14 protein-coding genes are annotated in these 12,083 nt (G+C 67.3%); 10 read left to right on the forward strand and 4 right to left on the reverse strand.

Annotated elements, in window-relative coordinates; all coding sequences use genetic code 11:
- Positions 1 to 9: 9 nt before the first annotated feature.
- From pgl to zwf, 3 genes are read right to left on the reverse strand one after another with little or no spacing between them, the layout of a single operon-like run.
- Positions 10 to 732, reverse strand: a complete 723-nt coding sequence (pgl, locus tag C1927_RS08790; protein ID WP_108746474.1) for a 6-phosphogluconolactonase — start codon at positions 730 to 732, stop codon at positions 10 to 12.
- On the reverse strand, positions 729 to 1,736 hold the full coding sequence (gene glk, locus C1927_RS08795) for a glucokinase (protein WP_108746475.1): 1,008 nt from the start codon (positions 1,734 to 1,736) through the stop codon (positions 729 to 731). Before glk ends, pgl begins: the two co-directional genes overlap by 4 nt.
- The gene (zwf, locus tag C1927_RS08800; RefSeq protein ID WP_079221498.1) at positions 1,733 to 3,169 is read right to left on the reverse strand and encodes a glucose-6-phosphate dehydrogenase; all 1,437 of its coding nucleotides are present in this window, start codon (positions 3,167 to 3,169) and stop codon (positions 1,733 to 1,735) included. Before zwf ends, glk begins: the two co-directional genes overlap by 4 nt.
- Before the next feature lie 354 nt (positions 3,170 to 3,523).
- On the opposite strand from zwf, the gene ugpC reads away from it, so the two are divergent.
- On the forward strand, positions 3,524 to 4,606 hold the full coding sequence (gene ugpC / locus C1927_RS08805) for a sn-glycerol-3-phosphate ABC transporter ATP-binding protein UgpC (RefSeq protein ID WP_108746476.1): 1,083 nt from the start codon (positions 3,524 to 3,526) through the stop codon (positions 4,604 to 4,606).
- 104 nt (positions 4,607 to 4,710) lie between these two features.
- Here the strand turns inward: ugpC and C1927_RS08810 are convergent, their stop codons facing one another.
- Complete coding sequence (locus C1927_RS08810) at positions 4,711 to 5,586, reverse strand: folate-binding protein YgfZ (protein ID WP_108746477.1); 876 nt, start codon at positions 5,584 to 5,586, stop codon at positions 4,711 to 4,713.
- Between the two features lie 39 nt (positions 5,587 to 5,625).
- Here C1927_RS08810 and C1927_RS08815 point away from each other — a divergent pair, with 39 nt between their 5' ends.
- The 9 genes from C1927_RS08815 (at position 5,626) to lolD (ending at position 12,002) form a co-directional block, all read left to right on the forward strand.
- A complete protein-coding gene (locus C1927_RS08815; RefSeq protein WP_079221501.1) occupies positions 5,626 to 5,799 on the forward strand; it encodes a DUF1674 domain-containing protein in 174 nt (57 codons plus the stop codon).
- Positions 5,800 to 5,856: 57 nt separating this feature from the next.
- Positions 5,857 to 6,249 carry a succinate dehydrogenase, cytochrome b556 subunit gene (gene sdhC / locus C1927_RS08820; RefSeq protein WP_079221502.1) on the forward strand — a complete coding sequence of 131 codons (393 nt, stop codon included), beginning with the start codon at positions 5,857 to 5,859 and terminating at the stop codon, positions 6,247 to 6,249.
- Complete coding sequence (gene sdhD, locus C1927_RS08825; protein ID WP_079221503.1) at positions 6,246 to 6,632, forward strand: succinate dehydrogenase, hydrophobic membrane anchor protein; 387 nt, start codon at positions 6,246 to 6,248, stop codon at positions 6,630 to 6,632. Before sdhC ends, sdhD begins: the two co-directional genes overlap by 4 nt.
- A gap of 31 nt (positions 6,633 to 6,663) precedes the next feature.
- Positions 6,664 to 8,454 carry a succinate dehydrogenase flavoprotein subunit gene (sdhA, locus tag C1927_RS08830; RefSeq protein ID WP_079221504.1) on the forward strand — a complete coding sequence of 597 codons (1,791 nt, stop codon included), beginning with the start codon at positions 6,664 to 6,666 and terminating at the stop codon, positions 8,452 to 8,454.
- 69 nt (positions 8,455 to 8,523) lie between these two features.
- Positions 8,524 to 9,309 carry a succinate dehydrogenase iron-sulfur subunit gene (locus C1927_RS08835; RefSeq protein WP_079221505.1) on the forward strand — a complete coding sequence of 262 codons (786 nt, stop codon included), beginning with the start codon at positions 8,524 to 8,526 and terminating at the stop codon, positions 9,307 to 9,309.
- A gap of 73 nt (positions 9,310 to 9,382) precedes the next feature.
- A complete protein-coding gene (locus tag C1927_RS08840) occupies positions 9,383 to 9,631 on the forward strand; it encodes a succinate dehydrogenase assembly factor 2 (RefSeq protein ID WP_079221506.1) in 249 nt (82 codons plus the stop codon).
- The gene (locus C1927_RS08845) at positions 9,582 to 10,031 is read left to right on the forward strand and encodes a hypothetical protein (RefSeq protein ID WP_108746478.1); all 450 of its coding nucleotides are present in this window, start codon (positions 9,582 to 9,584) and stop codon (positions 10,029 to 10,031) included. The genes C1927_RS08840 and C1927_RS08845 overlap by 50 nt, the downstream gene beginning before the upstream one ends.
- Before the next feature lie 23 nt (positions 10,032 to 10,054).
- Positions 10,055 to 11,296 (forward strand): lipoprotein-releasing ABC transporter permease subunit, encoded by a 1,242-nt coding sequence (locus tag C1927_RS08850; protein WP_079221508.1) that lies wholly within the window; start codon positions 10,055 to 10,057, stop codon positions 11,294 to 11,296.
- On the forward strand, positions 11,289 to 12,002 hold the full coding sequence (gene lolD / locus C1927_RS08855) for a lipoprotein-releasing ABC transporter ATP-binding protein LolD (RefSeq protein WP_079221509.1): 714 nt from the start codon (positions 11,289 to 11,291) through the stop codon (positions 12,000 to 12,002). Before C1927_RS08850 ends, lolD begins: the two co-directional genes overlap by 8 nt.
- The last annotated feature ends 81 nt before the right edge of the window (positions 12,003 to 12,083 follow it).

The following is a 12,083-nucleotide window of genomic DNA, read 5'->3' on the forward strand; positions in this document are numbered from 1 at the left end:
CCGCCGACGTCAATCAGCCCAGTGCACGCGCAGGCGCGCGCCGTCCAGGTTGATTGCATTGAGGATCGGGTACAGCTGTGCGTCGTTGCTGTCCAGCGCCTGGCGCAGCACCTGCAGCTTCTGCTTGCCGCGCAGCAGCAGCAGGCGCTGGCGGCACTGGCCCAGGCCACGCGGGGTCAGGGTGATGCGCAGCGGCCACTGGTTGGCGCCAGGGCAGCCGGTGGCATCCAGCGAGGCATAGGGCAGGGTGCTTTCCAGGGCGCGGGCCAGATCCTTCGAGCCCGGGAACAGCGAGGCGGTGTGGCCATCGTTGCCCATGCCCAGGGCGACCACGCTCGGCGCCTGGCTGTGCTGGGCCTGCAGGTTGGCGGTGTACACGCATTCGGCCAGCGGCTTGCCGACGCGCACCAGCGGATCGAAGTGCGCCCCTTCGGCACGCTTGAGCAGATGCTCGCGCACCAGCCAGGCATTGCTGTCGCGATCCTGCGGCGAGAGCCAGCGCTCATCGGCCAGGCTCACTTCCACCCGGTCCCAATGCACGTCCAGCTCGGCCAGCGCCTGGTACACCGGCGCCGGCGTGGTCCCGCCGGAGAGCAGGATGCGGGCGCGGCCAACTTCGTTGATGTCGTGGTTGATGGCCTGGGCCATTTCGGCGGCCACCGCTTCGATCCAGCCATCGGCATCGCCGTGGCTGATGAAATCGATGCGGTCGTCGTGGAAGGTCTGGCTCATGCGGCAACTCCTTGGGCGTCACGTTCGGCGTCGGCGGCATAGGCGGCGGCGCCCAGCAGCCCGGGGCAGGGGTGCATGATCGCCAGCGACGGCACCCGCGCCATGATCGAAGAGAACCGGCCCTTGTGTTCGAAGCGCTGGCGGAAACCCGAATGCTGCAGCGAATCGAGCATCTTCGGCACCAGGCCGCCGGTCAGGAACACGCCATCCCAGGCGCCCTGCACCAGCACCAGGTCACCGGCGATGGCACCGAACACGGCACAGAACACATCCACGGTGCGCATCGCCTGCGGGTCGCCCAGCGCAGCACGCGCGGTGACGTCGACCGGCTGCAGCTGGCCCGGATCGAAGCCGGCCATCTCGCATACGGCGCGATGGATGTTGACCAGGCCCGGGCCGCAGATCAGGCGCTCATTGGATACGCGGCCGAACTGCTCGGAGAGGATTTCCAGGATGCGGATTTCCTCCGGCGTGCCGGGCGGGAAGCTGACGTGGCCGCCTTCGGTTTCCAGCGGGTAGCTGCGGCCGTGGCGCACGATCAGCCCGCCGACGCCCAGGCCTGTGCCAGGACCGATCACGCCGTAGTTGCGCGGCTCGCCCGGTGCGGCCGGGGTCCAGTGCGCGCCGCCGATCTGGATCACGTCCTGCGGCTGCAGCAGGGCCACGGCCATCGCCTGTGCGGCGAAGTCGTTGATCAGGTGCAGCTCGTCGAAGCCGAGCATGGCGGCGGTGCGGCTGCGCGAGATCACCCACGGGTGGTTGGTGATGCGTGCCTCATCGCCGTCGACGCGGCCGGCCACCGCGAACACGCCGCGGCGCGCGGTGGCGCCGGCCTGTTCCAGGTAGTGGCGCGCGGCATCGCCCAGCGAGGGGAACTCGGCCACCGCGTATTCGCGGATGCTGTCCTTCTGCAGGGGCGCGTTCAGCGAGGTGTCGGCCAGGGCGAAGCGGGCGTTGGTGCCGCCGATGTCGGCGACCAGCACAGGCTGGCTGCCGACACTCATGCCGATGCTCCGCTGTCCGGTGCGTCCACGCCCTGCGGCAGGAAATCGGTGGCGTTGTCCGGGCCCCACTGGCCGGCCGGGTAGGGCTCCAGCGGCAGGTTGGCGGCCTTCCAGGCATCGGCCACGCTGTCGATCCAGGCCCAGGCCGCGCGCACTTCGTCATCGCGCACGAACAGGGTGTGGTTGCCGTTGAAGGCATCCAGGAACAGGCGTTCGTAGGCGATGCGGCGGTGCAGGCCGGTCGGCACGGACAGTTCCAGTTCCAGCGGGTGCAGTTCCAGCGCGCCCCATTCCGGGCCGGCCAGGCTGCTCATCAGGCCCAGCTCGATGTTTTCCTGCGGCTGCAGCTGGAACACCAGGCGGTTCGGCGCGGCCTGCGCACGCTGCGGGCGCTCGAACAGCCAGTGGGTGACCGGCTTCAGCGTGACCACCACGCGGGTGGTGCGCTCGGGCAGGCGCTTGCCGGTCACCAGGTGGAACGGCACGCCGCTCCAGCGCCAGTTGTCGATGTGCGCGGTGACGCCGGCGAAGGTTTCCACGTCGCTGCCTTCCGGCGGCTGGTAGGCCTGGGCGGGCTGGCCGTTGATACTGCCGGCGGTGTAGCGGCCACGGATGCTGTCACGCGCCGCGTGCCTGGCATCGAGCGGGCGCAGGGCGCGCAGCACCTTGACCTTCTCGTCGCGGATGCGGTCGGCTTCGAGCGAGGCCGGCGGCTCCATCGCCACCATGCACAGCAGCTGCAGGATGTGGCTCTGCACCATGTCGCGCAGGGCGCCGGAGCGGGCGTAGTAGGCATCGCGGCCGTCCACGCCTTCGCTCTCGGCCACCAGGATGTGCACCGATTCGATGTAGTTGCGGTTCCACACCGCTTCCAGCAGCGTGTTGCCGAAGCGCAGGGCGATCAGGTTCTGCACCGCCGCCTTGCCCAGGTAATGGTCCAGGCGGAACACGCGGTCTTCGTCGATCCACTGGCCGATGGTGGAGATGATCTCCTCGGCGCTTTCGCTGTCGCTGCCGATCGGCTTTTCCAGCATCAGGCGCGACGGTGCTGCCAGGGCGCCGCCCTTGGCCAGGCCTTCGCAGGTGGAGATGTACAGGCCCGGCGGGATGGCCAGGTAGCTGACGCAGCGGCGGTCGACCAGGTCGGACACCGCGGCGGCGACCGAGTCGACGTCGCGCAGGTCCACCGAGCGGTAGTCGATGCGGCGCAGCAGGGAGGCGATGTCCTCCTGGCTGGCCATCGGCATGGCCTGCTGCAGGCGCGGCCGCAGGATGTCATGGAAGGCTTCGGTGTCATGGCCGGACAGGGCCAGCGCACGGATGCGGAAGTCCTCCGGCAGCAGGCCGTCGCCAAGCAGGCGCAGCAGCGAAGGGAACAGGTAGCGCTGGGCCAGATCACCTGTGGCACCAAACAGGAAGAGGGTGTCGTGCATCGCTCGAGTTTCAGATCCGGGTGACATCGTTGTCAATCGCTTCATGGCTGGGTTCAGGGGACATCCGCGCTACTGTCTGTCCGAGGCTCGCTGGGGTCGGATTTCCGGCGAACCGGAAGACCGTTCCATGCGTAACCACTACGACGATGACCTTTCGTCTGGTCGTCGAAGCAGATCGGCGCGCACCGACGTTCGGATAGTGCCACGTGAAAACGTTTACATGGCAGAATGGGCAACTGTATTCGATTGCAGTGGTCGCCGTCATGCGGCAGCTGCGCAATCATCACTGCCATCGGGAGGGCCGAGGCAGTCCCCAATGACAGCCCGGGCGTCGGGCGGACTGGATAGATTGATATGGCAAAAGTGCAGTTGCAGGGTGTGCGCAAGGTCTACGACAACGGCCAGGTCGCGGTGAAGGACGCCACCTTCGAGGTCGCCGATGGCGAGCTCATGGTGCTGGTCGGACCGTCCGGCTGTGGCAAGTCGACCCTGCTGCGGATGGTGGCCGGCCTTGAGGAGATCAGTGGCGGCACGCTGACCATCGGCGACCGGGTGGTCAACGATGTGGCGCCGAAGGACCGCGACATCGCCATGGTGTTCCAGAGTTATGCGCTGTACCCGCACATGACCGTGGCCGAGAACCTGGCCTTCGGCCTGAAGCTGCGTGGCCACGACAAGGCGACCATCGACAAGCGCATCGCCGAGGCGGCGCAGACGCTGGGCCTGACCGAAATGATGGACAAGCTGCCAAAGGCGATGTCCGGCGGCCAGCGCCAGCGCGTGGCCCTGGGCCGTGCACTGGTGCGCGAACCGGCGGTGTTCCTGCTGGACGAGCCACTGTCCAACCTGGATGCCAAGCTTCGCCACAGCGTGCGTACCGAGATCGCGCAGCTGCACCGCAAGCTGGGCACCACCATGATCTACGTGACGCATGACCAGGTGGAAGCAATGACCTTGGGCCAGCGCATCGTGGTGCTGAAGGACGGCATCATCCAGCAGATCGACACGCCGATGGCGCTGTATGACCGCCCGGCCAACCTGTTCGTGGCCGGCTTCCTCGGCAGCCCCGCGATGAACGTGCTGCGCGGCACGCTGCAGGGCGATGCTGCAGGTGTGTCGGTGCTCGACGGCGAATGGCGCGCGCCGCTGGGCCAGGCCACCATCGACCCGGCGTGGCTGCAGAAGCCGATTGCCGTGGGCGTGCGTCCGGAGCACCTGCAGCCGGCGGGTGCCGACGATACGCATGCGTTCACCGCACGCATCGAGGGCATCGAGCCGGTCGGCAACGAGATCTTCGTCAACATGAGCAGCGGCAAGCATGCCCTGACCATGCGCGTGGCGCCGCAGTCGCTGCCGGGCGTGGGCGAGGACATCCGCGTGGCGATCCACCCGCAGGGCCTGCATTTCTTCAATGCCGATACCGGCGAGCGCCTGTAAGGGGCGGTAGCGCCGGGCCATGCCCGGCGTCATGACCGGAGTGCGGACCAACGGTCCGCACCCACCCGATTTTGTAGAGCCGAGCCCACGCTCGGCTGCGGACCTCAGCGCGCCAGGCCGTCCAGCAGCGGCATGCGCTGCGCGGCCACGCCGCCCACCTGCAGTTCGGCGTCGCTGGTTTCCAGTGGCAGCACGGCCAGGGCCAGGTCGGCGGCCACGCTGGCAATGCTGCCCAGCGCCGCACCGTCCTGCTGCACGCCATCGCCGGCCTGTGCCGGGGCGGCGGTATGCAGCAGCTGCACCGCACGCTTGGCCTTGCCGAGGAAATGGGTGCGGGCCACGATTTCCTGGCCCGGGTAGCAGCCCTTCTTCACGCTGTAGCCGTTCAGCCGGTCCAGGCCCAGCTGCTGCGGCGTCCACACTTCGCGCTGGCTTTCGTCCAGGCGGGGCAGGCCGAAGCGCAGGTCGGCCTGGCGCCAGGCCAGGGCGAACGCGGCTTCATCGGCCTCGCTGCCGGCCGCAAATCCCTCAGCCGGCCCAATGCGCAGAGTGCGCGGCAGGGCATCGCTGCCCAGGTCCAGCTCCCAGCCCGCCTCGCCACCCCCGGCGATCGCTGCGCCACTGGCCGCTTCCGGTGCAGTGAAGGCACCGGCCACGGCCAGATCCGCGTGCACCTGCAGCTTCACCTTGCGGCGGAACACGAAGCGCTGCAGTTGCGACGCAATCGCATCTGCATCGCCATCGGCCAGCACCAGCATCACGTGATCCTCGGCCAGCCGCAGCAGCTGGAACACCGCCAGGGTGCGGCCCTTGGCGCTCAGCCACGCGCTCCATTGCCAGTGCTGCAGGGGCAGGGCGGTGACGTCGCTGCTGAACTGGGCATGGGCGAAAACGGCCGCATCCACGCCCTGCAGGCTCAGCAACTGGTGGCCGGGCAGGCGCGGATATGCGACGAAAGCAGGGGGAAGGTTGTCAGGCACGTGAACGAGGTCTAAAATTTGTGCGTTGCGAGACCGAACATGATAGGCCAAACAACCCCCACTCCCGACGACGAAACTGAAGCCCCGCTGGTTCCCGCGGCACCTGTGCCCGTGGAAAAACCAGAGGCGGAAGAAGAATTCGGCGGCCGCGGCGGACTTGATCCGGTGCGGTATGGCGATTGGGAGAAAAACGGACGCTGCATCGATTTCTGATCAGCATTGAGCCAACGCGGCATCGTGCCGCCCAGCCGAGACAACGAGCCCAGCGAAATGGCGACCAGACAACGCCCCCTATCCCCGCACCTTCAGGTGTATCGCTGGCAGATTCAGATGGCCACCTCGATCCTGCATCGAGCCACTGGCGTCTTTCTGTCCGTGGGTGCCCTCATCATCGCCGCTGGCCTGCTGGCCCTGATGATGGGACCCGATTCCTGGAACTGCTTCACCGGTCATGCCGGGGCCTGGTATGGCCGCGTGTTCCTGTTTGCGTGGACATGGTCGTTCGCCTATCACCTGTGCAATGGCATCCGCCATGTCGTGCAGGACTTCGCCGTCGGCTTCAGCATCCCGGCCTTCGTCCGCAGCAGCTGGATCTCGGTCTTCGGCAGCCTGGTGATCACCGCGCTGGTCTGGGCCTACGTGTTGTTCGGAGGTGCCGCATGAGCAAGTTCCGTACCCCGCTGAAGAACGTGCGCGGCCTTGGCTCGGCCAAGACCGGCACCGAGCACTTCGTGCACCAGCGCCTGACCGCCGCCGCCCTGGTGGTGCTGGGCCTGTGGTTCCTGGTGTTCGTGGTGCGCATGGCCGGCGCCGACTACGCCACGGCCGTGGCCACCATCGCCAAGCCGTGGAATGCCGTGCCGCTGATCGGCCTGCTGATCACCATGTTCTGGCACGCACAGCTCGGCATGCAGGTCGTGCTGGAAGATTACATCCACGAATCGCTGCTGGCCCTGGTGCTGCAGACCGCGGTGAAGTTCGTCGCCGTGCTCGGCATGATCGTCAGTGTGTTTGCGGTGGGCCGCATCGCCCTCGGCGTTGCCTGAGCCCAGGCACCAAGACAGGAATCCAGACTAGATGTCCGCTTACAAGATCACCGAACACAAGTACGACATGGTCGTGGTGGGCGCCGGCGGCGCCGGCCTGCGCGCCACGTTCGGCCTTGCCGCCAAGGGCCTGCAGACCGTGTGCCTGACCAAGGTCTTCCCGACCCGTTCGCACACCGTCGCTGCCCAGGGCGGTATTTCCGCGGCGCTCGCCAACATGGGCGAAGACGATTGGCGCTACCACTTCTACGACACCATCAAGGGCTCGGACTGGCTGGGCGACCAGGACGCCATCGAGTACATGTGCCGTGAGGCCATCCCGGCCATCATCGAGCTCGAGCACTACGGCGTGCCGTTCAGCCGCACCGCCGAAGGCAAGATCTACCAGCGCCCGTTCGGCGGCATGACCACCAAGTACGGCGAAGGCCCGGCGGCGCAGCGTACCTGCGCGGCGGCCGACCGTACCGGTCACGCCATGCTGCACACCCTGTACCAGCAGTCGCTCAAGCACGACGCGCGCTTCATGATCGAGTACTTCGCACTCGACCTGATCTTCGATGACGAAGGCGTGTGCCGTGGCGTGCTGGCCCTGGACATGTCCGACGGCACGCTGCACCTGTTCCGCGCCCAGGGCGTGGTGCTGGCCACCGGCGGCTACGGCCGTGCGTACTTCAGCGCCACCTCGGCGCACACCTGCACCGGCGACGGTGGCGGCCTGGCCATGCGCGCCGGCATCGCCATGCAGGACATGGAGTTCGTGCAGTTCCACCCGACCGGCATCTACGGCGCCGGCTGCCTGATCACCGAGGGTGTCCGCGGTGAAGGCGGCATCCTGCGCAACAGCAGCGGCGAGCGCTTCATGGAGCGCTACGCACCGCACTACAAGGATCTGGCCTCGCGTGACGTGGTGGCCCGTTCGATGACCATCGAGATCCGCGAAGGCCGCGGCGTCGGCGAGCACAAGGATCACATCCTGCTCGACCTGACCCACCTGGGCCCGGGCGTGATCGACGAGAAGCTGCCGGGCATCGCCGAGAGCGCCCGCATCTTCGCCGGCGTCGACGTGCACAAGCAGCCGATCCCGGTCATCCCGACCGTGCACTACAACATGGGTGGCATCCCGACCAACTTCCACGGCGAAGTCGTGCGCAAGGATGGCGACAACCCCGATGCCGTGGTGCCGGGCCTGTACGCCATCGGCGAAGCGGCCTGCGTGTCCGTGCACGGCGCCAACCGCCTGGGCTCGAACTCGCTGCTCGACCTGGTGGTGTTCGGTCGTGCGGTGGCCAACCGCTGCGCCGAAACCATCAAGCCGGGCGCGGCGCACAAGCCGCTGCCGGCCGATGCCTGCGACAAGGCGCTGGGCCTGCTGGACAAGCTGCGCCATGCCAATGGCGATACGCCGACCTCGGTCATCCGCGACAACATGCAGCGCACGATGCAGGCCGACGCCGCCGTCTTCCGTACCAGCCAGACGCTGAAGGAAGGCTGCGAAAAGATGGCGACCGTGTTCGACTCGTTCCAGGACGTGAAGGTCAGCGACCGTTCGCTGGTCTGGAACTCGGACCTGATCGAGACCTACGAGCTGAACAACCTGCTGCTGAACGCGGTGGCGACGATCAACTCGGCGGAACAGCGCAAGGAAAGCCGTGGTGCGCACGCGCACGAGGACTTCCCGGACCGCGACGACGTCAACTGGCACAAGCACACGCTGGTCACCGTCGACGAGAAGGGCAAGTGCAGCTTCGACTACCGTCCGGTGCACATGTACACGCTGACCGACGAGGTCGACGTGGTGCCGCCGAAGCCGCGCGTGTACTGATCGCGACCCCCGCCTACCATGCAATCCGCGCCTTGATGGCGCGGGCCGCCTGAGCCAACGAGAGCAGCCATGGCCGAGTTTTCACTCCCCAAGAATTCCAAGGTCACGAAGGGCCAGCACTTCCCCGCCAAGAGCGGTGGCAAGAACCTGCGCACCTTCAAGATCTACCGCTGGAGTCCGGACGACGACAGCAATCCGCGCACCGATACCTATGAGATCGATCTGGACGCCTGCGGCCCGATGGTCCTGGACGCGCTGATCAAGATCAAGAACGAGATCGATCCGACCCTGACCTTCCGTCGCTCCTGCCGCGAAGGTATCTGCGGTTCGTGCGCGATGAACATCGACGGCACCAACACCCTGGCCTGCACCCGCGCCATCGCGGACTGCGGCAAGAAGGAAGTGCCGATCTACCCGCTGCCGCACATGAGCGTGGTCAAGGATCTGGTTCCGGACCTGACCCACTTCTACGCGCAGTACGCGTCGATCAAGCCGTGGATCCGCACGCAGACCCCGGCACCGCCGGACCGCGAGCGCCTGCAGTCGCCGGAAGACCGCAAGAAGCTCGACGGCCTGTACGAGTGCATCCTGTGCGCCTGCTGCTCGACCAGCTGCCCGAGCTACTGGTGGAACGGCGAGCGTTACCTGGGCCCGGCGATCCTGCTGCAGGCCTACCGCTGGATCATCGACTCGCGCGATGAGGACACCGGTGCGCGCCTGGACGATCTGGAAGATCCGTTCAAGCTCTACCGCTGCCACACCATCATGAACTGTGCCCGGACCTGCCCGAAGGGCCTGAACCCGGCGCTGGCGATCGCCGAGATCAAGAAGCTGATGATGGAACGCCGCGCCTGATACGGCGCCGCGTTGTTGCATGACCCCAGTAGAGCCACGCCATGCGTGGCTTTGCTGTATCTGGAGAAACACGATGGACGAAGACACCCTGCTGAAGAAGCTGCGCTGGCGCTGCCGCCGCGGCATGCGCGAGCTGGACCAGCTGTTCGGGCGCTACCTGGACCGCGAATGGAGCACTGCGCCGACCGAAGAGCGCGAGGTTTTCCTGTTCCTGCTCGAGTGCGAGGACGATAAGTTGTGGCGCTGGTTCATGGGCTACGAGGCCTGCCCGCATGCCCACGCCATCCCCCTCATGCAGAAGATCCTCGCCCTCAAGGCTTGAGTGGCGACCCTCGCGGCTGCAGGCCGGCACCCAGGCGCTGGTGCTGCTGGCCGCGCCCTGGCTGCTGCGCGCCTCGGCCCTTCCCGAAGACCGGTACTGGCCGGTACTTGCCGGCGTCTGGCTGCTGGGCCTGATCCAGCTGGGCTGGCGCCTGCGCCGGCCGGTGCGCCGGCTCGAACTACCGCCAGTGCCGGCACCGCTGCGGCTGGATGGGGCCGATCTCGAGGTGCCGCGGCTGGTGGTGCGTGGCCCCTGGCTGCTGCTGCACTGGCGCTGCGAAGGGCGGCGCGGGCGCCTGCTGTTCTGGCCGGACGTGCTCGCCCACCGGCAGCGACGTGAACTGCGACTGGCCGTATCCGCACGCAGCGTTTCACGTCGACCCCGTACGATGGCACCATAGACTGAATCGACTGGCGTGCCTGCATGTTCAAACCCATCCCCGTGGCCATTGGCCTGCGCTACCTGCGCGCCAAACGCCGCAACGGCTTCATCTCCTTCATTTCGATGGCATCGATCCTGGGCATCGCGCTCGGCGTCACGGTGCTGATCACCACCCTGGCGGTGATGAGCGGTTTCCAGAAGGAAATCCGCAGCCGCCTGCTGCAGATGACCGCGCATACCACCATCAGCCGCGATGGCGAGCCCATGCCCGACTGGATGCGCGTGGTCGACGTGGCCAACAAGGACCCGCGTGTGGCCGGTGCTGCGCCGTACATCGAGATCCAGTCGATGATCAGCGGCCCGCGCGTGCAGGGCGCGATCATCCAGGGCATCGACCCGGCGCTGGAGCCGAAGGTGTCGGTGATCGACAAGAAGATCACCAAGGGCAGCTATGACAGCCTCAAGCCGGGCAGCTTCAACGTGCTGCTGGGCAAGGAGCTGGCCATGTGGCTGGGCGTGGACGTGGGCGACCAGGTGCTGGTGACCTTTGCCGAAGTGCAGGGCACGCCGGCCGGTGCGGTGCCACGGATGAAACGCTTTACGGTCAGCGGCCTGTTCGAGGCCGGCTACAACGAGGTCGACCGCGGCGTCGGCTTCGCCAACATGAAAGACCTCGAGCGCGTGCTGCGCTCGGACGGCGCCACCGGCGTGCGCCTGAAACTGCACGACATGGACCGCTCGCTGGAAGTGGGCGTGGACCTGGCGCAGAACCTCGGCGGCGCGTACCGCGTGAGCGACTGGACCCAGCAGAACGCCAACCTCTACCACTCGCTGCGCATGGAGAAGGTGGTGATGGGCATCCTGCTGTCGCTGATCATCGCGATGGGCGCCTTCAACCTGGTCTCCTCGCAGGTGATGCTGGTGACCGACAAGCAGGCCGACATCGCCATCCTGCGCACGCTGGGCCTGACCCCGGGCGGGGTGATGCAGGTGTTCATGGTGCAGGGCTCGCTGATCGGCATCTTCGGCACGCTGGCCGGCCTGATCGGCGGCATCACCCTGACCTTGAACCTGGAGCGCATCCTCGGCGCCATCGAGTCGCTGTTCAACGTCAAGCTGCTGCCGGAGGACGTGTACTACATCACCGGCCTGCCGACCGACATGCAGCCCCGCGACATCGTCGTCATCACCCTGGTTGCCTTGTTGATGAGCTTCCTGGCCACCCTGTATCCCGCCTGGCGGGCAGCACGCACCCAGCCGGCGGAGGCCCTGCGCTATGAATAAGGTCTTCAATCGCGGCGATGAAGTGATCCGTGCCGAGACGCTGGCCAAGACCTACGCCGAAGGCCGCATGCAGACCCCGGTATTCGACGGCCTCGACCTGAAGGTCACGGCCGGCGAGACGGTGGCGATCATTGGCGCCTCCGGTGCCGGCAAGAGCACCCTGCTGCACCTGCTGGGCGGCCTGGACGTGCCGACCGCAGGCGAGGTGTACGTCACCGGCCAGCGCATGTCGGCACTGTCGGACACCGAGCGCGGCCTGCTGCGCAACCAGGCGCTGGGGTTCGTCTACCAGTTCCACCACCTGCTGCCGGAATTCACCGCGCTGGAAAACGTGATGATGCCGGTGATGCTGGCCGGTATTGGCGTGCCGGAGGCCAGCCAGCGCGCTACCGCGCTGCTGGAAGCGGTCGGCCTGGGCCATCGCCTGGATCACAAGCCGGGCGAGCTGTCCGGTGGCGAGCGCCAGCGTGCCGCCGTGGCGCGTGCGCTGGTCAACCACCCGGCCTGCGTGCTCGGCGATGAGCCGACCGGCAACCTGGATGACCGCACCGCCGCCACCGTGTTCGAGCTGATGCTGGAACTCAACCGTGCGCGCCATACCAGCCTGGTGCTGGTGACCCACGACCGCAGCCTGGCGCGGCGCCTGGATCGCGTGCTGGAACTGCGCGAAGGGCGGCTGCACGCGCTGGCCCACGCCGACGTCTGAGGCGCCGGATCCCGGCGGGCACCGCCGACCGGCGGCTGAATCGGGCCGCCGGCCGTTGCGCCGGCGTTGCCCGGCCGGGCG

Source organism: Stenotrophomonas sp. ZAC14D1_NAIMI4_1 (assembly GCF_003086775.1).
Classification (GTDB): domain Bacteria; phylum Pseudomonadota; class Gammaproteobacteria; order Xanthomonadales; family Xanthomonadaceae; genus Stenotrophomonas.

What these genes read in the sequence shown, in the direction of transcription:
- zwf (WP_079221498.1), bottom strand. Translation starts at nt 3,169, where the DNA reads ATGCACGACACCCTCTTCCTGTTTGGTGCCACAGGTGATCTGGCCCAG.
- sdhA (WP_079221504.1), top strand. Translation starts at nt 6,664, where the DNA reads ATGTCCGCTTACAAGATCACCGAACACAAGTACGACATGGTCGTGGTG.
- glk (WP_108746475.1), bottom strand. Translation starts at nt 1,736, where the DNA reads ATGAGTGTCGGCAGCCAGCCTGTGCTGGTCGCCGACATCGGCGGCACC.
- C1927_RS08835 (WP_079221505.1), top strand. Translation starts at nt 8,524, where the DNA reads ATGGCCGAGTTTTCACTCCCCAAGAATTCCAAGGTCACGAAGGGCCAG.
- pgl (WP_108746474.1), bottom strand. Translation starts at nt 732, where the DNA reads ATGAGCCAGACCTTCCACGACGACCGCATCGATTTCATCAGCCACGGC.
- sdhC (WP_079221502.1), top strand. Translation starts at nt 5,857, where the DNA reads ATGGCGACCAGACAACGCCCCCTATCCCCGCACCTTCAGGTGTATCGC.
- sdhD (WP_079221503.1), top strand. Translation starts at nt 6,246, where the DNA reads ATGAGCAAGTTCCGTACCCCGCTGAAGAACGTGCGCGGCCTTGGCTCG.
- ugpC (WP_108746476.1), top strand. Translation starts at nt 3,524, where the DNA reads ATGGCAAAAGTGCAGTTGCAGGGTGTGCGCAAGGTCTACGACAACGGC.
- C1927_RS08840 (WP_079221506.1), top strand. Translation starts at nt 9,383, where the DNA reads ATGGACGAAGACACCCTGCTGAAGAAGCTGCGCTGGCGCTGCCGCCGC.
- C1927_RS08850 (WP_079221508.1), top strand. Translation starts at nt 10,055, where the DNA reads ATGTTCAAACCCATCCCCGTGGCCATTGGCCTGCGCTACCTGCGCGCC.
- C1927_RS08845 (WP_108746478.1), top strand. Translation starts at nt 9,582, where the DNA reads ATGCCCACGCCATCCCCCTCATGCAGAAGATCCTCGCCCTCAAGGCTT.
- C1927_RS08815 (WP_079221501.1), top strand. Translation starts at nt 5,626, where the DNA reads ATGATAGGCCAAACAACCCCCACTCCCGACGACGAAACTGAAGCCCCG.
- lolD (WP_079221509.1), top strand. Translation starts at nt 11,289, where the DNA reads ATGAATAAGGTCTTCAATCGCGGCGATGAAGTGATCCGTGCCGAGACG.